General features: G+C 44.9%; 21 protein-coding genes and 2 pseudogenes. 10 read left to right on the top strand and 13 right to left on the bottom strand.

Annotated elements, in window-relative coordinates:
- The first annotated feature begins 265 nt into the window (after positions 1 to 265).
- The 5 genes from QUB63_RS31915 (at position 266) to QUB63_RS31895 (ending at position 8,182) form a co-directional block, all read left to right on the top strand.
- On the top strand, positions 266 to 1,183 hold the full coding sequence (locus tag QUB63_RS31915) for a peptidoglycan-binding protein (protein ID WP_332949387.1): 918 nt from the start codon (positions 266 to 268) through the stop codon (positions 1,181 to 1,183).
- 149 nt (positions 1,184 to 1,332) lie between these two features.
- Positions 1,333 to 2,835 carry a GUN4 domain-containing protein gene (locus QUB63_RS31910; RefSeq protein ID WP_332949386.1) on the top strand — a complete coding sequence of 501 codons (1,503 nt, stop codon included), beginning with the start codon at positions 1,333 to 1,335 and terminating at the stop codon, positions 2,833 to 2,835.
- Between the two features lie 180 nt (positions 2,836 to 3,015).
- Positions 3,016 to 5,124, top strand: coding sequence for a caspase family protein (locus tag QUB63_RS31905; protein ID WP_332949385.1), 2,109 nt, complete (start codon positions 3,016 to 3,018; stop codon positions 5,122 to 5,124).
- Between the two features lie 198 nt (positions 5,125 to 5,322).
- Entirely contained in the window at positions 5,323 to 6,567 is a 1,245-nt protein-coding gene (locus tag QUB63_RS31900; RefSeq protein ID WP_332949384.1) for a hypothetical protein, read from the top strand.
- A 172-nt stretch (positions 6,568 to 6,739) separates the two neighbouring features.
- Entirely contained in the window at positions 6,740 to 8,182 is a 1,443-nt protein-coding gene (locus QUB63_RS31895; RefSeq protein WP_332949383.1) for a lipase/acyltransferase domain-containing protein, read from the top strand.
- A 693-nt stretch (positions 8,183 to 8,875) separates the two neighbouring features.
- Here the strand turns inward: QUB63_RS31895 and QUB63_RS31890 are convergent.
- The 4 genes from QUB63_RS31890 to QUB63_RS31880 form a co-directional block, all read right to left on the bottom strand.
- Positions 8,876 to 9,358, bottom strand: a complete 483-nt coding sequence (locus tag QUB63_RS31890; RefSeq protein ID WP_332949382.1) for a quercetin 2,3-dioxygenase — start codon at positions 9,356 to 9,358, stop codon at positions 8,876 to 8,878.
- Between the two features lie 476 nt (positions 9,359 to 9,834).
- Positions 9,835 to 10,317 (bottom strand): Hsp20/alpha crystallin family protein, encoded by a 483-nt coding sequence (locus QUB63_RS31885; RefSeq protein ID WP_332949380.1) that lies wholly within the window; start codon positions 10,315 to 10,317, stop codon positions 9,835 to 9,837.
- Between the two features lie 563 nt (positions 10,318 to 10,880).
- The gene (locus QUB63_RS35225; RefSeq protein WP_442921894.1) at positions 10,881 to 11,621 is read right to left on the bottom strand and encodes a DUF1614 domain-containing protein; all 741 of its coding nucleotides are present in this window, start codon (positions 11,619 to 11,621) and stop codon (positions 10,881 to 10,883) included.
- Positions 11,622 to 12,286: 665 nt separating this feature from the next.
- Positions 12,287 to 12,439 (bottom strand): hypothetical protein, encoded by a 153-nt coding sequence (locus QUB63_RS31880; protein WP_332949379.1) that lies wholly within the window; start codon positions 12,437 to 12,439, stop codon positions 12,287 to 12,289.
- 192 nt (positions 12,440 to 12,631) lie between these two features.
- On the opposite strand from QUB63_RS31880, the gene QUB63_RS35220 reads away from it, so the two are divergent.
- From QUB63_RS35220 to QUB63_RS35215, 4 genes and pseudogenes are all read left to right on the top strand, one after another.
- Entirely contained in the window at positions 12,632 to 12,784 is a 153-nt protein-coding gene (locus tag QUB63_RS35220; RefSeq protein ID WP_442921896.1) for a hypothetical protein, read from the top strand.
- A 136-nt stretch (positions 12,785 to 12,920) separates the two neighbouring features.
- Positions 12,921 to 13,061 (top strand): hypothetical protein, encoded by a 141-nt coding sequence (locus QUB63_RS31875; protein WP_442921893.1) that lies wholly within the window; start codon positions 12,921 to 12,923, stop codon positions 13,059 to 13,061.
- A 125-nt stretch (positions 13,062 to 13,186) separates the two neighbouring features.
- Positions 13,187 to 13,549 carry a hypothetical protein gene (locus QUB63_RS31870; RefSeq protein ID WP_332949378.1) on the top strand — a complete coding sequence of 121 codons (363 nt, stop codon included), beginning with the start codon at positions 13,187 to 13,189 and terminating at the stop codon, positions 13,547 to 13,549.
- Between the two features lie 89 nt (positions 13,550 to 13,638).
- Positions 13,639 to 13,902, top strand: a pseudogene (locus tag QUB63_RS35215) (transposase); the annotation flags it as partial.
- A gap of 96 nt (positions 13,903 to 13,998) precedes the next feature.
- Here QUB63_RS35215 and QUB63_RS31865 read toward each other — a convergent pair.
- The 4 genes and pseudogenes from QUB63_RS31865 to QUB63_RS31850 form a co-directional block, all read right to left on the bottom strand.
- Positions 13,999 to 14,802 carry a hypothetical protein gene (locus tag QUB63_RS31865; protein WP_332949377.1) on the bottom strand — a complete coding sequence of 268 codons (804 nt, stop codon included), beginning with the start codon at positions 14,800 to 14,802 and terminating at the stop codon, positions 13,999 to 14,001.
- Positions 14,803 to 15,017: 215 nt separating this feature from the next.
- Positions 15,018 to 15,263, bottom strand: a complete 246-nt coding sequence (locus tag QUB63_RS31860) for a hypothetical protein (RefSeq protein WP_332949376.1) — start codon at positions 15,261 to 15,263, stop codon at positions 15,018 to 15,020.
- Positions 15,264 to 15,533: 270 nt separating this feature from the next.
- Entirely contained in the window at positions 15,534 to 16,226 is a 693-nt protein-coding gene (locus QUB63_RS31855) for a hypothetical protein (protein WP_332949418.1), read from the bottom strand.
- 162 nt (positions 16,227 to 16,388) lie between these two features.
- A pseudogene (locus QUB63_RS31850) lies at positions 16,389 to 16,700 on the bottom strand (IS66 family transposase); the annotation flags it as partial.
- Between the two features lie 51 nt (positions 16,701 to 16,751).
- On the opposite strand from QUB63_RS31850, the gene QUB63_RS31845 reads away from it, so the two are divergent.
- Positions 16,752 to 17,111, top strand: a complete 360-nt coding sequence (locus QUB63_RS31845; protein ID WP_332949417.1) for a WD40 repeat domain-containing protein — start codon at positions 16,752 to 16,754, stop codon at positions 17,109 to 17,111.
- Between the two features lie 159 nt (positions 17,112 to 17,270).
- Here the strand turns inward: QUB63_RS31845 and QUB63_RS31840 are convergent, their stop codons facing one another.
- The 5 genes from QUB63_RS31840 to QUB63_RS35205 form a co-directional block, all read right to left on the bottom strand.
- Positions 17,271 to 18,650 carry an aromatic ring-hydroxylating dioxygenase subunit alpha gene (locus QUB63_RS31840; protein ID WP_332949375.1) on the bottom strand — a complete coding sequence of 460 codons (1,380 nt, stop codon included), beginning with the start codon at positions 18,648 to 18,650 and terminating at the stop codon, positions 17,271 to 17,273.
- A 246-nt stretch (positions 18,651 to 18,896) separates the two neighbouring features.
- Positions 18,897 to 19,256 carry a GIY-YIG nuclease family protein gene (locus QUB63_RS31835; RefSeq protein ID WP_332949374.1) on the bottom strand — a complete coding sequence of 120 codons (360 nt, stop codon included), beginning with the start codon at positions 19,254 to 19,256 and terminating at the stop codon, positions 18,897 to 18,899.
- A gap of 29 nt (positions 19,257 to 19,285) precedes the next feature.
- Entirely contained in the window at positions 19,286 to 19,477 is a 192-nt protein-coding gene (locus QUB63_RS35210) for an HNH endonuclease signature motif containing protein (RefSeq protein ID WP_442921895.1), read from the bottom strand.
- 7 nt (positions 19,478 to 19,484) lie between these two features.
- Entirely contained in the window at positions 19,485 to 20,699 is a 1,215-nt protein-coding gene (locus tag QUB63_RS31830) for a reverse transcriptase domain-containing protein (RefSeq protein WP_442921892.1), read from the bottom strand.
- Complete coding sequence (locus tag QUB63_RS35205) at positions 20,668 to 21,102, bottom strand: reverse transcriptase N-terminal domain-containing protein (protein ID WP_442921891.1); 435 nt, start codon at positions 21,100 to 21,102, stop codon at positions 20,668 to 20,670. The genes QUB63_RS31830 and QUB63_RS35205 overlap by 32 nt, the downstream gene beginning before the upstream one ends.
- Positions 21,103 to 21,215 lie beyond the last annotated feature (113 nt).

The following is a 21,215-nucleotide window of genomic DNA, read 5'->3' as shown; positions in this document are numbered from 1 at the left end:
TCCCGGCTTTACCCCTTCAAACAATTAATCACACCAAAAGTAACTCAATCAGCTCAAAGCGAAGAACCACACTTAATACCAGCTCCTCTCATAGAGAGAAAGCTTTACCATTTGAGCTGATGAGATAAGTTTTTATCAGGAAAGCGATTGCGAAACAGCCGATGGAGAAAGGCTTTCATTGTTGAGGTTTTATGTTTCTGTCTTTGCAGTGATGAAAAATCGATACTCAATTGAGTATATATCAGGAATCTATCTGGAGAGCGCCATGAGTTATACAACCGTAGATAGATCAAATCCAACAGGAAATTATGACTTTGAGGCCTGCGCTCAAATAAATGAAGGAGAAGCTCGTACAGCAACTAGAGCTGGTTTTGATGGCTTGCTTCAGGACGCTCCTGGCTGTTCGACTTCAGTTGTGAATGGATTATCCCAGCAGTTGATTCACCAGATAAATGTCATCCTGCCAGATGCTCTGGTTAGCTTTGATGATCTGGATGTGGAACTTGAAGATGCAGCTTTTCCCTTCCTGCAACCTCCAGCTAAACAGGCGCTTGGGCAGGCCATTCAGGAGCGAGGCATCAAAATGTATATAAATTCAGCCTATCGAACGATCGCTCAACAACTTCTTCTCTATAGATGGGGTAGTGGCTGTGGTTATCCGGTTGTGGCTTCTCCAGGCAAAAGCAATCATCAAAGTGGTTTGGCGATAGATATCAAAGAGCCCGATCATTGGCAACCTTTTCTAGAAAAGTATGGTTGGCGGCGACTGGGTAGTTTCGATCCTCCCCATTTTGACTATGTAGGCGAGGGTATCAAAGATATCGGTAGTACAGCCATGTTAGCTATCCAAAAGCTCTGGAACAAGAACCATCCAAATGAAAAGATTGGCGAAGATGGTGATTACGGATCTCAAACAGAAGATGCCCTAAATCGCTCTCCAGTGATGGGCTTTGAGATAGCGCCGTGGGATGAAAAACCCCGAGTGCTAAGGCTCAGCCGACCGATGATGGAAGGTTCTGATGTGTTCAAACTTCAGGAAGCGCTGAAAAAAGGAGGTCTTGCTGTTTCAAGTGACGGTGTATTCGGAGCGGGGACAGATAAGGCAGTCAAAGAATTCCAGCAAAAAAAAAGTTTAACCGCAGACGGGATTGTTGACTCGAAAACCCGCGTACTAATGGCTTGAGCTGTTGGCAAGCTAGTTAACCAAGTCTTAAATTGAAAGATGCGTTACTGAACTAGCAAAATTTTCTCAAGACCTGGAACTTGTGGCTTTAGAATGCTGCTGCTGCAACGCTTGATGGTCTCGCTTTTTATTGATACTCGCTCACCCTTATGAAAATTCTGTTTTTCGCTGCCAATCCTGAGGGAACTGCAAAATTACGTTTTGATAAAGAGTTTAGCCAAATAGAGGATGGTTTGCAGCGCTCGAAGTTGCGTGACCAGTTTCAGCTTGTCCCAAAATTGGCAGTCGATTCAAACTCTCTACGACGAGCCTTACTGGAAGAAAACTTTGACATTGTACATTATTCGGGGCATGGGGGAGGGCAGAAAGGATTACTGCTCGACAGTCTGGATGGAAAATCTAAGCCAGCGACTGCTGAGGCGCTCTGTGGACTGTTCAAGCAGTTTCCGAACATAAAGTGTGTGCTGCTTAACGCCTGTTATACAGAGGTGCAGGCAAAGGCAATTGTTCAGCATATTGATTATGTTATTGGCATGAAACAAGCTATGCCGGATGATGCGGCGATCGCATTTGCCACCGGTTTTTATGATGGTTTAGGCTATGGTAAGTCAATTGATGTTGCGTTTGAACTAGGTTGTAGTGCTGTTCAATGTGAATGCGATCGAACAACGCGATCGCGCAAAGCCATTCCTGTTGATTTTGAGAAAGTTGAACCGCTACCAGACTACCTCATTCCAGTATTGTTTAAAATGGAGACAGGTTCGACTGGGAGTTTAACTAATCCTACCCCTGCATCCTCTGAGGCTAATTCGTTATCTGAAAAGCTGAGATCGAAGGACGATATCAACTTTTCAGATGCTCTTAAGATATATCGAGGACGAGTTCAAGAATTTCTGGCTGACTTTAATTTATCTACGATTGAAAAGTTTCAGCTCGCAATACTTGCAAACGTTTTGGGAGTTTCTGAGGCAGATGCTAATCGAATTTTGCAGGAAGAAGAGCAAAAGTTACAAGAGAATATAAACCCAGCTTTCGGGCTTTATTTATTACGTAATTCGTCTGAATCGAACCGAAAAACTCTACCTATTACCCTGACACAAATATCTAAAAAATATATAATTAGTACCCCGCTCAGTATACTACTATTAGCTGGAGTCGGATTAATTTTCTATCGAAAAATTGATTATTGGTCAATACAGTTTTATCTAATACATAGAAATTGGGAGAAAGCTGACCAACTAACTACTAAAAAACTACTCAAAGAAGCTGGCAGAAGTGACCTATTGAGAAGCAATCCAGAAAATATCAAACTCAGCGATGAAGAAATTAAACACATTTCCTGTACAGCACTCATAGAATTAAACAAACTGTGGGAAGGCTATAGCAATGAGGATTTTGGTTTTGGCAAACAGAACAGCATTTGGAAAAGCGTTAACCCGAAATGGGATGACCACGACTGGAATGAGTTTATGGTTCGCGTCGGCTGGAAAAATCAGAGCGGTGAGAGAAATAAGGAATGGGCGAGTCGTAAGGATCCCAATTTCTTTAGAAAAGCGAAGGAGGGGCAGTTACCATCTTTTTTATATGTCTCCAACGCAGGAATTGACTTCGGTGAGTTCTTTCGTCATGTACAAAGCTGTTCCCAAATTTGAGGAGTTGATAACAATAGATTAAAGCCTTACAGAGCGAGCCTTTGGAAACTCTAAGCCACTAAAAGATATGAGTTTAACTCACTGAATTAAGTGCAATTTCTCTCACTTTATCTGGAAGCTGGAGAGTGGAATGAACAATTTTTGAGTTAAAAAATATAAATAGTGGAGGAATGAAATAAAATGGCTGACCAACCTAAGCAAACACTGAACATTTATGCTCTCTTAATTGGGATTGACTACTACAAACCCAACCGCTTTTACCCAAACCTTAAAGGGTGTGTGCGTGACATTAACTTAGTAGATGACTACCTCAGACGAACGTTACAGATTCCAGCAGAACGAGTCCGTAAACTTACTTCTCCAGATCGAGAAGACTCAACTCTTTCACAGGTCAGGGGTGGAAACGAACCAGATGTTTTGCCAACCTACGAAAACATCGTCAATGCATTTAAAGAAATAACTGAGAAAGCTCAACCGCAAGAAATAGTTTACATCCACTACTCCGGTCATGGTGGGCGTGCAACTACCATCTACAAGGAACTGAAGGAGGATGGACAGCATGATGAGGGAATTGTCCCAATGGATATTGGCGAACAAGATGGGCGCTACCTGCGGGATATTGAGCTAGCTACATTGCTAAAACGCATGACGGATAAAGGGTTGATTGTCACTGTTGTTCTGGATAGCTGCCACTCCGGTGGTGCAACTCGCGGTGATTGTGCTATTCGCGGTTCGCAGGAGGAAGATACAGCAACTCGTCCCCAAGATAGTTTGGTAGCTTCTCGTCAAGAGTTGTTCGACAACTGGCGATCGCTAGTTGAAGGATCGAACCGCACTGCTTGGGTTCCAGACTCCGAAAACTATGTAGTGCTGACAGCTTGTCGTCCAACCGAATCTGCTTGGGAGTATGCAGAGAATGGAAAAGAGCGGCATGGTGCTTTAACCTACTGGATGATTGACACCTTGAATGCTGCTATTTTTGGAACGCTGACTTATAAAACCCTGCACGATCGCGTTAGTGCCAAAATTCAAAGCAAGTTTCGCGACCAATTACCAATGTTGTTGGGAAAGGGCGATCTTTCAGTGTTTGGTAGCAATCTTATCGCTAATCCATACACTATGGTCGTCATTGAGGTTGATGCCAGCCAAAAGCAGGTGAAGCTGAACGCACAATTGGCAAACAGCTTATGCATTGGGGCGCGATTTGCTATGTATCCACTAAACACCTCAGCCTCCGATCTGACTGACAAACAGAAACGACTGGCGATTGTTGAGGTTACGGATATTGAAGCATCTAGCGTGCGTGCCAAGGTTTTGGAAGAAGCGGATGGTGGCATTGGAGTTAAGGGGCAAATCGAGCAAGGTGCGCCTGTGGTCATATTATCTGCACCACCTTTTCTGATTCGTCGAGTTCGCCTGTTCGATCGGAAAAAACTTGGGGATGCAGAAGAAGAGTTGCTGACTCAGGATCTGGTGGAGCGACAAAAAGATGCTCTAGATCGGGTTCGGCAAGCTTTAGCGGAGAATGGTTGGGTGGTTGAAGTTCAGGGAGAGGAAGAAGCCCATTATCAGGTGGCGATCGGTCGGCAGGGTGAATATGAAATTTGCCGTGGGATGCCGATTAAAAACTTAAATCCTGCTCTCTCTATCGGCGGTCCTGAAGCACCGAAAGAGGTTGTAAAGCGGCTGGTGCATTTGGCTAAGTATCAAGCAATTCAAGAATTAGATAACCCAGAATCTAAGTTGAACGATTATCTTGAATTCGTGTTGCTAGACGAGAAAAAACAACCTTTGCCTGACCAGAGCAATATTGTGTTAAAGCAGGGTACGCTAGCGTATCTCCGAGTCAAAAATAACTTCAAAAATAACTCTCGCCAAGCGCTTAACGTAGGTGTGCTTGACCTTGAACCAACCTGGGCAATTTCCCAAATTCCCCTGCAAGGAATCGATGGGCCTTTCTATGAATTAGCACCTGAGGAAACATTAGACACTAGATTACGCTTCAAATTGCCTGAGAGCAAAGAGGATGAGCAAGCCTCTGAAATCCTCAAACTATTTGCTACTCGCGGGCCTGCTAACTTCCGTTGGTTAAGATTACCGTCCTTAGATAAGAAGATCGAAAGGCATCACGAAGCAACTCGTGGCAGTCAGAGTGCATTTGGCAAACTACTGGAGGCAATTGGTGAAGATCCCAATATTTCACCATCCTTAAATCGTGCTGCTGTGTATGAACCAGATCCCAAGGCTGAATGGGTCACGAAACAAATTCAAATTACTATCGAGCCATAACACTTTATATTTATCGGCGATGTGTTAAATAATAGGAAGGAGCGAAATGAAAGAGTTTCAATTTGGCAAAGACAAGATAAACACTCCGATGTTAACTTATAATGCGCTCGACAAATCCCATACGATCAGTGGTTTCGGCGGGCAAATATGATGGGCGACAGTAGAACCCTCCGAATAGCTGAAGACCAGGGCTGGTCAATGGTTCGTATGTCTATAGAGGACACGAAGCCCGACGGTTCCCAGCCCAAACTGTCAAAGCCCAACAACTTACGTGTAGAGTACGACACCTATTGGAACCAGTTCAACACCGAAAGGATGAAAAACCTCCATACGCTCCTGGCTTCTCAGGGGATCACCCCCATTTACGTCCAGTTTGGTATAGATCCGAAATGGCTTGACAAGGATAAGAATTTTGTTGGAAGCTATGTGAATGAACTGGCGGAATACTGGGCAGCCCACGTGGTGTGGATGAAGAAGAACGGCATAACCCCGAAATACATTGAGCTTTTCAATGAGCCGGATTATAATGATACAAACGGGAACGGGAACGGTTACGTAAAACCGAGCGATTACAACAGCATCGTGAAGGCTGTAAGGCGCATCCTAGATGAACGCGACTGTTCTGCCACCCGAATTGTTGGTCCAGGAAGAGCCCACTTCAATGTAGGGGCAAAGGACGAGTGGGTTGATGAACTGGATGCCGACGGCATCAGAGCCATCGACGCATGGTCTATTCACAGCTATGAATGGGGGAAGCCAGAGGACATTAACAATCCCCAGTATGTCCGCGACAACTGGAATGGTTTCCAGAACTCGGTTAAAGCGAAAGATCCGAGCCATTCAAAACCAATCTTCCTGACCGAACACGCTACAAAATGCACGACTTTCGACGGTTGCACCTACGATAGCGATGACGAAAAAGGTAAAGTAGACAATTTCGCTTCCAACACTCATTACTATGGTGTCCGTGTCTTTGAGAATGCGCTATCCTTCATCAACATGGGTGCGAATAGCATAATTGTCTGGCAGGCTTGCGACCAATGCTGGGGGGAGGCTTGCAACGAATCCCGGAACCCACAGTTTTTCTGGGGCATGGAAAAACTGGACGGAACGAAGCGCCCTGTTTATTACGCAATGAAGACCCTTTCTACAGTTGTCCCGGCTGGTGCTTTTGTTCTGAAATCGCCGCCACAGGCTAAAACTGGGATTTATGCGGCTGCTTTTACCACAGGCGATCGGTTTATAGCAGCATTCGCAAACGGGACTGCCGACCCTGATACCATTACGGTGAATGTCAACAATGCCAGCATATCTTTCCTGAAAGCGGAAGCGATGATAAACGGGGCAATCGAATCAAAATTCCTCACCGTCGCCAAAAATTCCTTCATCGTGGATCTGCCGGGTTACAGCACGTTAGTGGTGACATTAGCCATGTCAAGGTGATAAATAATTAGACATTAATGGAGTGCGATTATAAACACCAAAACTCATTTTTTGATAGATTGGCTGTCGAATAATAAATTATTTGTCGTTGTCAACGCATTTGTATCGCTAAGTAATTTGTTATCCGACACTAGAAAATCATAATCCTAAAGTTGAAAGATGGAGGAGAATAATGGCTAACAAAGCCCCTCTGAAAGATCTAGTTGTGATTCTTCCCGGCATCCTGGGAAGCGTTTTGCAGAAGGATGGCAAAGACCTCTGGGCAGTGTCAGGTCAGGCAGTCTGGCAGGTATTCACCAACTCAGAACAGACCTTCCAGAATTTAAAATTAGCTCAGGACGATCCGGAAGCACAAAGCTTGGGAGATGGGGTTCGCGCAACAGCACTGATTCAAGATACTCATTTGATTCCAGGATTTTGGAAGATCGATGGCTATACCAAAACAGCACGTCTGATTACCGACAACTTTGACGTGACTCCCGGCGATATCTACAACGCTCCAGATGATAAAGAGGCAAACTTTTACCAGTTTCCTTACGATTGGCGACGGGATAACCGGGCAAATGCACGAATTTTGAAAAAGTTAATAGACAAGCGACTCAAATGCTGGCGAGAAAAAAGCGGAGCCTCTGATGCCAAAGTGATTTTAATGGCACACAGCATGGGCGGGTTAGTGTCTCGCTACTATTTGGAAGTCTTGGAAGGTTGGCAGGATAGCCGAGCTTTGTTCACATTCGGCACGCCCTACCGGGGTTCGCTCAAAGCTGTCAACTTTTTGGCCAATGGTTACAAGCAGCTTTTTCTAGACTTGACAGAGGTGATGCGATCGCTTACCTCTATCTACCAACTCCTGCCGATTTACAAAGTTATCAACATCAATGGTGAATATCACCGCATTGCAGAAACAGACAACCTTCCCAATATTGATAAGCTCAAGGCGCAAGATGCTTTAGCATTCCACAGGGAAATTGAAGCCGCAGTCGAACAACATCTCAAAGATGAACATTACCTCAAATCCTTTGTCACAGTTCCCATTTCTGGCGTACAACAGCCAACCCTGCAATCGGCAGCACTGATTGATGGAAAATTAATAGCCAGCGAGGATTTACCAGAGGTATTGACAAATAGATGCGATTTTGGTGATGGGGATGGAACTGTTCCAAAAATTTCTGCGATCCCAATTGAGCGATCCAAAAACCTCGATAATTTCTTTATTGCCCAACAGCATGGGGGTTTACAAAATCAGGGTCAAGTGTTAGAAAATATACTCAATAATCTACGGTATAGCCAATTTGATTTGGGAGCTGTAAGGGGAAGTGAACCTCAAACAGCCATCAGTCTTAGCTTGGATGACTTGTATCTAGCAGATGAAGCTATTACCTTGCGTGCCAAACTTATTGGATTACCAGATTCAGCAACAAAGCTAAAAGCTAATATTCAAGCAGTTTCTCACGAGCAAACTGCTCTCACCCTTGATTTTGTCGAGCAGGAAAAAGAATGGATGCTCGCGATCGCTGACTTGCAACCGGGACTTTATCGAGTCACTGTGCAAACTGAGAACACCACCGAGCAAGCTCCAACTCCAGTTCATGATTTGTTTGAAGTTGTTCGGTAGTGGAGTTTAGACTAATCGCGCCTTAACCCTCTTCTGTTACTCTCCCGATTAAAAAAGTAAGAAATAAGCCCAGATTGAGCAGAACCATATAAAGTTTGGAATTGATTTATTGCCCCACTTAAATGCTTAAACCCAAGCACTAAATTACTGTAGTTTAGACTCGCTAAAGATGAGAATGGTGGCTTTCAGAAGAACTAGAGCCACCGCGCAGGGAGAGAATGAGGGTGAAAAATAAAACCTATCCACTCCCTTAATGAACAGTGAACGATTAAAGGACTTTCGTCAAGCAGCATACGAATTATTGGTACTCGCTCTCCTATGCTACATTCGAGCCCACTTTCCGCAGCCTCCACTGTCACAATCGATTTTTGCGGAATTTTGTGAACCCAAATGGTCGTTTTTATACACACAAGTGGGAAATTGGACTTGCGATCGCCAGTTCAGTTTAGCCAAACTCCGAAAATTCGTAGTGTGACAGTTCAGGGTGCGGAATGTGGGTTCTAAAACTTTCCTCTCTCTATAGGATTAAGTTGAAGGATGGAATGCGATCGCGAAATTAGATTGCGAACCGTGAATCCAACAGTCACACTTCACTCTCCAAGCATTGGTCGTACCCGCAATTCTCGTGAAGTTCCAATTAGAACCTCCAACGAGCGAGCCTTTATTTGATTGCAACCTGTAGCTTATAAGGAGTTACGCTTCAGGGGGTAAGATTGTGAGCCCATATTTTGGTGCAGTCGCTAGCAGCTTATCGATCGCAGCCCGATCGGGCACAGGTGGATTGAGCGGATCGGCTACAGGTCTCCCAACTTCAGCAAAGAACATCTCCAAACCAGCAGGTGTTACCCAACACAACATTCGCGCTCGCGCCGTTCCAGTATTTTTGAAACTGTGTTTTTGTCCCCTGGGAGAATGTAAGAACGTACCGGGTGTTGCCAAAATAGTTTGGTCGTCTAAGCGAAACTCGACTTCACCCTCAAGAACGTAAAACGCTTCATCTTCACGGCTATGAATATGGGGAGGCGTACCGACCTCTGGATTACATAAAATCTCAATCAGCGCATATTGCCCCTGAGTGTTCTGCCCCAATGCCTTGAACGTGACAGCATCACCGGCAACCGTCACAACATCGCCTTCTTGAGGCATCATGACTATTCCTTGTTGGTTTAGAGTCATCTGTGCTCCTCGTTTCTGCTATAGAACCCGTTTGACATCTTTTACGGTCTTGCGGTAGCGCGACCGCCAAAGCACTACCGAACAGCGATGCCTTATTCTAGCAGCTTAACGGATTGAGAATCGGAAATAATTGAACGCTCAAATTCTCGAATGGAAAGATGTAAAATTTTAGTCAAGGAATTTGAGAGAAATGCGGGCGTCGGCGACTGCCAAGCTCAACCTTTTTTTATCAGGCTGATGATTAGAAGGCTTGCACCCTCTTCTTAGATGTCAAATGGGTTCTATAGGTCGCTTTTCGCTCGGCTTTCCCAAATAAAAAATACCGAGAGCAAGTGTAGCTCCCGGTATCAGCTTTTTCCAGTTCCGCTGTTGTTAAGTAAATCCAATCAGGCTCAATGAAAGGAAAATTGACCTCACTCGATTAAGCACAGTCTTTCTGCGTACTGAGTTCACCACTAAACACGCTTGCCCCATCGTTATTGGTTAGCCTGTTCCAAAGCGGGATTCGTTGAAGATCCAGCAATTTCGGCTAAGTTAATCTTGACGACTTTATTGCGAGCTTCAGTTACTTTGGGCAGGGTTAGCGTTAGAATGCCATCTTTGTATTCAGCTTGCACGGAGTCGTTTTGAATGTGTGCGGGCAAGGGAAGCACCCGGTGGAATTTGCCGTAGCGGAATTCCGAGCGGACGTAGCGGGGTTTTTCTTCTGTGTTTTCGCAGCGGCGTTCGCCAGAGATAGAAATTGCTTCGCGGGTGACTTGAACGTCAACGTCTTTGGGGTCAATTCCAGGCAGTTGCGCTTTTAATACGAAGTTGTCCCCAGCATCAACCAATTCCAGAGCTGGCATCCAAGCGGCTTCTGAGTTATCTCTCGCTGTTGCCCGTTGGTCAAAAGCTTTATCGAGTTGCTCGCGGATGGTTTCAATTTCTGTGAAGGGTTGCCAGTAGCGCATCAACATAATCTGTCACCTCAAAGATTGGTAAAGCTTTATAAGGAATGTTTGGGTTTAAGCTCGTTGCTTACAGTTATCATGATGCCGCTTTCTAAGTAGGAGCAACAGTCGGGAAAACCCCACTGAGTTGGTCGTATTTGCCAGAATGAACGTGAAAGAATCAGAATTAATTGGCAGTGAAGAAAACCGTACAAAGTTATTCCTAGAAACCGAAAAGGCTTTGGGAACACCATGATGAGCCTGCCGAGCGAACGTTCATCACGGCGCGAGCGTGGAGGGAAGGCTCGCCGGTGTTGCCAACCGTACCAAAAACAGGGTGCGGGTGATGACGCAGTTTGCCGAAAGCGGTAGGCTAGAAACAGCTATGAGCACAAAATCTTAAAGCGTTGGAAGTGTAGCCAAACAAGGTTAGGTCTTAAAGAATTACTATATTACGATCGATTATGTTAGAAGAATCTACCGAAAACAAGCAGATAGCCAAGCCATTGTCGCAGGAAGCCATTCAGCTATTATTAAAGCGCACAAACCGCATTGCGCGATCCCATCATCCAAGGAAAGCACCTCCGATACTAAGGGGAGTTGCAGCAATTTCGGGGCGAACATCTTGTTTGGTGTAGTAAATCAGCTCCGATCGTCGTTCCCAATACTCCTCCCGCAAAAGCAACTGACACATCATAGCGGTTCACTCCGCCAACAACCAATGCCATTGCTGACAAAGCCGCAACAATCACGATTAGCCAAAACCTCGACACTCTAGTAACAATTGCTATTCCTGGAATGACGGTCACTAGGAAGTAACTAAACGACGCAACGACCGCTGTTACTATCAAAATTGCTTCTTGTTGAACGCGAGAAAATTGGTAAAGCGCCAAAATAATGGGAATGAGCCCTCCTGATACATTTAAACCAATATAACCATAAAACTCGCATTGGGTTTTGTATGAAGGTAAGCACAAGCACTTTAACAACCAAAGCGGAAAGATTTCAACGCTAACTCGCTGTTTTGACTGGCGGTGCGGTGTCAATATGAAGAGCGGTAAATTGATATAGCACCCGAAAAAAGCTGCAATGAGGAGAGGTAAACCCAACCCAGGGGCAATGCCCAACCGAGCAATTAGGGTTGAAAACACAATTGGATAAATTTTGAAAAGTAGAAAAACTGCGTACCAGCAAATCGCTGCAAATAGCAGCAAAACAAGCAAGCACCCCAGGCTAGATGTGGGTTTAATAATCCAGCTAGATGCCCCTTCTCTACTGATGGCAAAATTATTGTGTAACCAGCGTGTTAATCGTTGTTTTAGGAAATACATCGCGCCACTTTAGTAGAAGAGATATTTACATTTTTTATTTCCTATCAGGCTAACTTTACGCATTTAGATAATCACTCCACACCAACAATTTTTTAACTTTTGGGGAAATAATGCTTGATTTGAAATTAATTAACATCGTTCCACAAACGAGATGATAAGTCAATTCATAAAAGTCATAACCTTAATTTCATAAAAGTCATATATCTTACTAATTTATAAGACCGTCTCCAACTGAATTCGGTATTGTAACCCACATTTCGCCTCCACTATATATAGCGTCTCACAACCATTACTAGGTGGGCATTTAGGGTAAATCAAAATACTCAAGGCACTATATATAGCCAACCTAAACATCAATTCCACTACAGAAGCGAGTATGCGAAAGTTGAGGGTGCGGAATGTGGGTTATAAATCGGCGGAGGTAGTGTTCGTGTAAGTTGTTGCTTGACAATCGCATTTATCCTGTATTCGCAGAGCCAGCTCCACATCACCCAGCACCAGCAGGTTCCATCTTGTACAAATCTTGCAACACAGCCTTGACGCGGGAAAATGCCCAATACTCAGTTAGGCAGGCCTCTGGCGGTGATGGAAGGGTTGTGTGCATACAAAGTGTAGCGCTCGCACTCGCTCGATTTGGGGTATGGCGGGCGTGTTGGGGTTTGGGTTTAGTTTGCCTCAATTAGGGTGTTGGTGGCGATCGCGCATGGCGCGATCGCAGCTCCTGCTCCTATTAGTTTCCTTGCTCCTTCAACATAGAAAAGGCTAAGATGTTCGCGAAAAGCAGTAGATTTAGGCTCACCATTCCGTCGCGGTGGCATTAAAATTGTACTGTTATTCTAATAAGTTGTGCGGCATCGCAATGGAAAATACAAACTCAAAGCAATCGCCCGCAAAAAACATTGCTTAAATTCAAAACTTTTCTAAAATGGCTTAACAGGGACGGCTTGAATAGGATTCCAAAACAGTTGAAAATCCTGGTTGCTGCTTTACTTACGGTTTCTCTAGGGGCAGTGGTTTCAGTTAAAGCAAATCCTACCATTGAACCCATACAGTCCAGCAACAGCATTCGCCATCGCCTAGTAGGTCATACAGATAAAGTTTTACGCATAAGCTTCAGTCCTGATGGAAAGACTATTGCTTCAGGTAGCTTTGATGAGACGTAAGGATTCAGGTGAAAAATAATTGATTGAGAGCCGAAAAATATGGTAATGTAGTCAGATGAGCGAAAAACCCGAGTGATCGGCAGCACTACAATTAGGAATAGTTGAGCAGTCCAGGCGTGAGGAACTGGTCAAAATTGTGCTGACTCAACAGAAGCTGATTGAAAAACTACAAGAAGAACTCGAAAAGCTCAAAGAGAGACAGCCAAGCAATAGCTTTCACATCATCGAAACCCCCATCGAGCGATCTCATACAGAAATCAGAACTCGGCAAAGTTGATAACTCAAAAGAATCAGAAACAGAGCCTGCATCGCAAACCCGGAGGACAGCCGGGACATACAGCGGTTCCCGCTGTAATGTGGTACAATAGATAACAATAAAATATCATTTTGTATTCAACGCTAATGAAAGCATATTCGCTCGATCTCCGATCAAAAATAGTAGCAGCACATCTGGCCCAAAAGATGTCAAGCGAGGAAAGTAGCCATCAGGTTTGCTGTGAGCAAAAGCCTCGTCCAAAAATTGGTGAAACAACAACTTTCCCGAGGGTGATTTACAGCCTAAACAGAGGGGTAAACCACAACGAGCGTCACCTGACAAATGCGGAAGCACTCATCAGAACACTGGTGGCAGAGCATCAAGATGCTACCTTGGTAGAGTTGTGTGAATTATTTGCTATTAAGACGGGAAATTGGGTGAGTCGGACGGCGATGTGTCGCTACTTACAGAAATTAGGACTCAATCGTAAAAAAAACATGGCACAGTAGCCAAGGCGGGACTGAAAGAGTCCAAAAATTCAGGGTGGAATATTGGGAAAAAATCAAAAATATCGAGCCGAAAAACTTAGTATTTTTGGATGAAACTGGTATTCTACGCTCGTTTGAGTAGAACTTATGCCCGCTCCCTGCACGGGACAAGAGTATACCAAAAAAAAGCATTCTATCGGGGTGCCAAAGTCACAGCTATTGGCGCAATTAGTATGAATAAAGTGTTGGCATTGATGACAATGAATGATTCAATGGATGGACAGGCATTTGCTATATTTATTCAGCATTTTTTATTTCCTCAATTATGGGAAGGAGCGGTAGTAGTAATGGATAATTTACCCGCCCATAAATTAGCATCAATCAAAGGGGGAACTTCCGCTGAGATCCTCAGCGGTTGTGCTGCCTTTTTAACTGCTGCTGACATCCTTGAATCTTTCTTTGAGTGGAGATTATCGAACAACTTGAAGTGTTCTTTTCCCTCTCGGAATATCACTGTTAACAACATAAAAATCTTGCGGATAAATCCAGTGGGTACCCAGGGGACCGTGAATTTGAATGCCGGTCATAACGGCATAGGTAAAAATAGATCGATCCAGGGTATCTAAAAGATGTTCGACATCCTCAGAAATAATTCGAGATGCCAATTTTGTAATTTCTATTAAATCGGGTTTATCTCCATAGGTAATGGTTGAAAGAATTTTTTGCCGAATAATTGTTTGTTCAATATCCTGCATATCCATTTCTAGCTTCAGGTGCCCCGCTGCCAACTCTTCAACAATCGCTTCTAATGCTCCACAGGCATGGGAAGCGTTTTGAATACCATCTCGATAAACCATGCCAATATCGCCATGTCTAGAAATAGCGATGTGGGGCATGGCATAAAAGGTAAAACGACGGATGCCATCAACTATAGGGGTATGGTCTGTCGCAGAAGCTAACCCAGTTTTGCCCATCATCACAAATCCAGCTAAACTGCAACAATTAAAGGTTTTCCCCCAGTATCGAATTACTTCGGCGAATAGGGGTTCGGCGATTTCATCCCGACAAATTGCTATCATTCCCATCGTATTTTCATCACAAAAACCGTAGGCACTCAAGCTTTGGAACGTCTTTCTCATGTACTTGCTCATGGGTAATGCCCCTGGAAAGTGAGTAGAGAGCGTTTGATGAAAAGCTGGAAACACATTAGGGTCATAACCATTTAGTGTTTGGGGGATAGTTTCGCCAAGCTGATTGATAGAATTCTGGGTCATCTTCTCGCTGCTCCTAACTAACTGGTGAGATCCTTCACTTTAACCCTCTTTTGTCACTCTGGGAAAATAAAAATTCGAGCCAAATTTTCAACTGTAGATAGAGTAAGGATTTGAGCATTTATTTTCTAACAGAATGGCTTAAATCAAGGTTTTTGGTAAAAGTCTTATGCTATAACCATCCCAGATTATTTTATGCCGAAAGTGACAAAAGAGGGTTAAACTGTTAACGGTTGCACCAATTCCTTGACAGGTGCTTCACTGTCATCTGGCTGCTGCACCCGAATTAGCCACCCTTCGGCTTTGGAGTAGTTATCTTTTTGCACTTGTTTAATAGCTTGTTTGAAGTTCAACTGTACGCCCCAAACATCGCTCGTGAAGCGCTTTTCTTGCTTCATTTTGTCGAAGAACCCGACGGCTTCGGGGTGAGATAAACCACCTTCGGTTTTAGCAATAGAGAGCATTACTTGACACTCCCCAACTATCAAGGTGTGGGGATTCTTGCTTCATCCGTCCTCTCGCGCTTATTATTGCTAATCCCCTGAAAGGATACGTCCACAAGCGCACACTCCCGGCCCGACCGCATTTGAAATGATTTACTTAATTGTTTGTTCCTCTTTCCTACACGCTAGTCGCACGTAGCTGAGCATTGTAGACGGGGAGAACCCAATATTGGCTATCTAGGCGTTTTATCGCGTTGCCATTTTTCTAATAACATAGTATTCCAGAATGTGTCAAGAGAAAGCCGTCATAAAATGACGGGGCTTGTACCCAAAATTTTGGTCAAACACATCATCCGCCATCTTCGCATCCCCACAAACGTAGTAGTGACACTTAGGATGGGAGAGCAATTCCCAGACATCCTGGGACTTCTGCTGCATCAGGTTTTGCACGTACAGCTTTTGGTCGCCAAGACGGGAAAATGCGACTTCCAGATCCGAAAGCACCCCTTGATTCCGCCACGTCTGCATTTGCTCCTGATAGAGGAAGTCACTGTGGTTGCGACAGCCAAAGTATAGGGTGGCATCGCCCAAGGCTTGCCCTTGCTGCAACAAGGCATCGCGGTACTGGAGGAAAGCAATCAAGGGAGAGACACCTGTACCTGGTCCCACCATTAGCATCGGTGCATCGAGTTCGTTAGGTGGACGGAAGCTAGAAGTCCGGACACCGATGCGAACCTTTGCTCCTACTTCCAGTCCAGCTAGGTAGTTTGAACAGAGTCCTTGGCGGACTTTGCCTGCGTCGGTTTTGATTTGCAGTACACCAACGCTGATTTGTAGGTGCTGAGGATGGAGCAAGGGAGAGGAGGAAATCGAATAGAGGCGCGGCTTTTGTTTGGGTAGCAACTCCAGTAAAGCCGCGAGGGTAATCTCTGCCGAGGGAACCTCATCGAACAGATCGACAACACTCATGAAATTGTCCGCGATTGTTTTCTTGAGCGAAACGTTGTCGGGATTGTCGTCTGCCTGCCGGAGAATCTCCAGCCAGCTTTCGCTGGCGATGTTTCTCCTGGGGATTTTGGGCTACGGAGTACAGGTAGGCAAGCAGTTCGTTGAATGGTTCCCGTAAAGCTAGATCAACGTAAGGATTCAGGTCGAAATTTGAGGAATTAAAGATGGTTCTTGGATATCGGGATTAACCATCGCTTTTATAGCTTGCTCACAAAAATCAATTACGGAACGTCCTTGACGACGACAAGTTTGTACAATCGTTAATAAATTGGCAGTATGTTTAAACCGCTCGATTGAACGGGAACCGCCACTAACCTTTCTTTTTGTTACTGCTAGCCGGAGTGTTCGCTCGGAGGGCGTTATTGTCTGGAGGTACCTCTGGATGGTCTAAAAAATACCACCCGGAGATCTGTTTTGTCTCTCCGGCGATCGCAAAAGCTTACTGGCTTCTCAAGAATGCCAGTGCAATCCACTTATCAATAGAGGACTTAACTTTTAGCGATCGCTGGTTTAACTTTTAGTCCAGACGGCAAGACGATTGCCTCAGCAAGTTATGACGGGACTGTCAAGCTCTGGAATTCAGCAGATGGTACGTTAATTAACACGATTTCAGACCACAGTGCAGGGGCAGGGGACGTGAAATTTAGCCCCGACGGTCAGATGGTTGCTTCCAGCGGTGTCCATAGCAAAGTGAAAATATGGAAGCTCGATGGCACCTTAGTGAAAACATTCACAGGACATCAGGAAGCTGTAACTAGCGTAGCTTTCAGCCCTGACGGTAAAACCCTCGCCTCTTCCAGTGCTGATAAAACAGTGATTCTGTGGAATTTGGATTCGGTAGGTGCAGGGAACAATTTCTAGGGAATTGTAAGTAGAAATAGGGGGAACAGCCGGGATGCGTCACCCCCTCAGATGTTTGAGGTATTGCAAAAGTTCGTGAGGGCGTTTTGAAGCAGCCACCCCTAAAGAGCATCAAACTGGCTTGTGAAATTTTCATAACTCCCCACAAAAAATTAACACTTACTTCTTCTGGGGTACATTTCGAGGCGGGACAGCACGACCTTCATAAAACCGGCGCTCTAAGTTACCTAATCCCCACCATGCCAATGCAGCAGTAATCGGTAGCAAATTTAGGAACACAGAAGCATGATTCGCTAACGGTAAAACCGCCCATAAAATGATGCCCAAGAATGTCACAATCAACCGAATTCGTTTCAAGTTGGCAAGCGCGCGCCGGCAACTCCCACAATTGACTGTATGCGAATGATAGCGATCTAGCAATACTTCAGTAGATAGGGGAGGTGACAGTGATTTCCCAGGAAAAGGATCGGCGGCAAATTGATTCACCCATTGACGTAATTGGGAGACAAACGTATCTGCTTTAGTAGGCAAATAAAACGCCTTACTAAAGCGTTCACTACCCCCCTTGGCTTCTAAGTAACGCTCTTGGTAATGCAAGAAGATTTGGTCATCTTCTAAGATATTATTTTGCCCAATGTGAGAATACCAGCGCGGGGTGAGTTTGATAAAAAAGGCGGGAAGAGGCGAGGAAAACTTGAAGGGAAACCGAGCAAACACCCGACACTCACCCTTACGAACGGGCGTGGCATAAACAACAGTCATTGTTCTGCCAAACTGCTTTGAGGTCAGGTCATGCCACATTAAATTGGGAGCAATAAAGCGAGTATGTTGCTGCCCTAGCGTGCCTTTGCGCGGGCCTTCTTCCCACAAGCCGGTAAACCCTTGCTTGTTTGACGAGCACACTTCTAACTCAACCGGGGCAGCATTTGCGCGGTTGCCGACGGATTCATGGTGTGTAAATGGCACGTGACTGGCATCCAACACATTTTCCAGTAGTGTCAGCGCATCATAGGGCAGATCGCGAAATGTGTTGAGGCAAATCCATTCCTCGGGCGATTCCTCAAGCGGTTCAATAATTGGGACAGCCACTTTTGGCGCCTGGTCTGGTTGACCCGGATAAACAAACAGCAATCCTTGGCGCAGCGCAGTCGGTAATGATTGAACGCAAGCCCGTTTTGATTGTTGTGGCGTTGTCCCAGCCACTGCTTGCGGGATGCGCTCGCACGCGCCATCGCCTTGAAATGCCCAGCCGTGATAGGGACATTCCAGCAATCCGTCTTCAGCAATTCTCCCTTCAGAGAGGGGCGCTAACCGATGGGGACATCGATCCTCAAAAGCTCGCCAGCAGTTAGCTTGAGTGTCCCACCACAACACCATGTCTTGACCTAGCAGGGTAAATTTATTGGGCTTAGTCTTGTCTAAATCTTCAACATAATGGACAGGATACCAGGCTTCCTTGCAGTCAAATCGAGTTGGGTCAGTGCCGCCGGCAAAAAGTTCATTCGGCTGGTTGACTGAGACTTGCGCTTCGGTCAGCATATTCAAACGATTTAAATTTGGCTTAAGAACAAAGATACTTTACACATCTTAACAACTCGCTCACGTCATGCAAGGAGTGATGATTGTGCATTGCCAATATTTAGCGATTCATGGGGAAGTCAAAGGCTGCTGAGTTTCCAAAGCCGGCACATCGCAGGTCACAACAATAGCAATTCTCTAAACGCTCGCGACTTTATTAGTTCCGAATTAGAACCGGGATGTAACCAGTGTAGCGATCGCACTTCTTCACTTCCTACCCCAGTTGCAGATCGCATCCAACTCAACAGCCGACAGAACCTTGGGTTCCATCCCGTACAAATCATTCAGCACCGCCTTGACATCAGGAAACACAAAATACTCCGTCAGTTTCCCAATCCGGTAGTTAAAAGGTTGATATCGGTGTTTGAAGTACAGCTCGACATTCCCCCGGTGTTCCCATAATCCCAGCAAGTTGACAGCGACATCCGAGTAATGCGATCGCACATCCCGCTGTACTTCTGCAATGCGCTGCTCGATCGGTCGGGTAGTAATGCCGATTATTAAAGTCAGTGAAGGAGTCGCCTCCTCCACTGCTCTCCAAAACGGAACGTGATAGTTTCCCATCATTGGGCTCCTCAATAAAACGGCTGTTGTCATCAGTACGTCATTACCAACATATCGTTTTCCCAAACCCAAAGGCTTGGTTCCACTGGTGGCTTAGGTTTAGCACTTTTGCAGCTAGATTTGTTACCGAGACTGCCATCATTGGCAGTCTTTGTGTCATGGCAATGTCGATGGAGTAGTTGCCAATTATCATACGATTCCCTTCCACCTTTTGATTTGGGGATGATGTGGTCAACCTAAGAGCGAATCTCCATCTTTGAAGTAGTTATCGCAGTGAGCGCATTTCCCTTTTTGTCGCTTGAGTAATTTAGCCACTCTTACGGGTATTTCGGGGTGTACTCCCATTCTTGAACTCCAATATATCCAGTCCCCGTCATAGGGTGATGCCATCCCTTTTACTTTTACATAGCGCTTTATTTCAGTGGAGCTATGTTGTATTAGCTTTAGAGGATTATTACCCTCTCTGGTTGCGAACACCCAGTTATTGCTTTCTACAGTTTTGAAGTATTTCAGGCGTATCCACTTTTTGCCTTTATTCCTATGACGATGGCGACCCCATTTAAGGAGCTTCCAAACCACTAAGTGCCACAGCCTTGTAAATATTTTCTGGCTGACGACTGTTGAGAAGTAGTTACACCAACCCCGTATGATAGGATTGAGATTCTTAATTAAAGTCGCCTGGTTTAAGCCACGCGACTTATTTATTACTTCTGCAACTTTTCTGTAGTGCTTTTTCTGACTTTCTTTACTGGGGGTGATAATAGTCTTAAATCCGAGGAGTTTACCCTTGACTCTGCCTGAATTGTGTTTCCCAACGGGGAATTGCCTGACATTGAATCCTAGGAAGTTAAATCCAGGTTGTTCATCATCTAACTTGTTCAGGGTGTGGGCTAATCTTGTCTTACTCGGTTTTAGTTCTAACCCAATGCCACTTAACCACTTCTCTATCTCTACCTGACACAGCTTTACAACTTCTACATCCTCATGGAGGACTACGAAATCGTCCGCATATCTTATCAATGAAATCGATTTGATTTTGTCTCGTAATCCATAAGTATGACCACGACAGTCTCTCATCTCGAATTTTGGGGCTAAACCCATAATCAATTCCTCAATCCCATGTAAGGCGACATTGGCAAGTAGAGGTGAAATCACCCCGCCCTGTGGTGTCCCTTCATCAGTTGGGAACAGCTTGTTTCCATCCATAACACCAGCTTTTAACCAAGCTCGGATTTGTCTCCGTAGGGTAGGATAAGTATTCAATTTGTTGAGAAGTGCATCGTGATTAATACGGTCGAAGCATTTACTGATGTCGGCATCTAGCACATATTTGGCTTTCTGCTTTATTGCCGAGAATATTGCTCCTATCGCATCGTGGCATGAGCGTCCTGGTCTGAACCCGTATGAGTTAGGTTCAAATCGCGCTTCCCATTCTGGTTCTAACACCAGCTTGACTAACGCGCGGCATCGCTCGGTCTTCCATTGTAGGTATGCCCAAAGGTCGTTTTTCTTCTGTTCCAGGCTTAGGAATCCATACCCTCCTAGTTGGACTGACCTTTGACCCCAAATTTAATTTTTCAGTGAGTTCTAGACGTTGCTTTGGAGTTAATGATTTAACGCCATCTACTCCAGCCGTCTTTTTCCCCTGATTATCTTGGGTAACTCTACGAACCGATAATGCTTTTGCTGCCCAAGAACTTATCAACAGTTTCTGGAGTCTGCGTACTAGCTTGACCTCACCACGATTAGACGCTTGATATATCCGTTTTTGCAACTTAAAGACGTTACGTTCCAGCTTTCGCCAGTTGATATCGCTCCATTCATACATCGGTTTTATTGCCGTGTTCATGACATTTACATTGCTACTTGTAGCTATATCATCCGTATTACCGTGAGTCCGTTAGCATATCCTTCACCATTACAGTGAGGCGTTAGCTTCTGACTCAATCTCTACCACCTGTT

Origin of the sequence: Microcoleus sp. ARI1-B5, assembly GCF_036705795.1 — a bacterium.
Lineage (GTDB): Bacteria > Cyanobacteriota > Cyanobacteriia > Cyanobacteriales > Microcoleaceae > Microcoleus.
The sequence above is the reverse complement of the archived record's forward strand: the minus strand, read 5'-3'. Positions and strand labels throughout refer to the sequence as shown.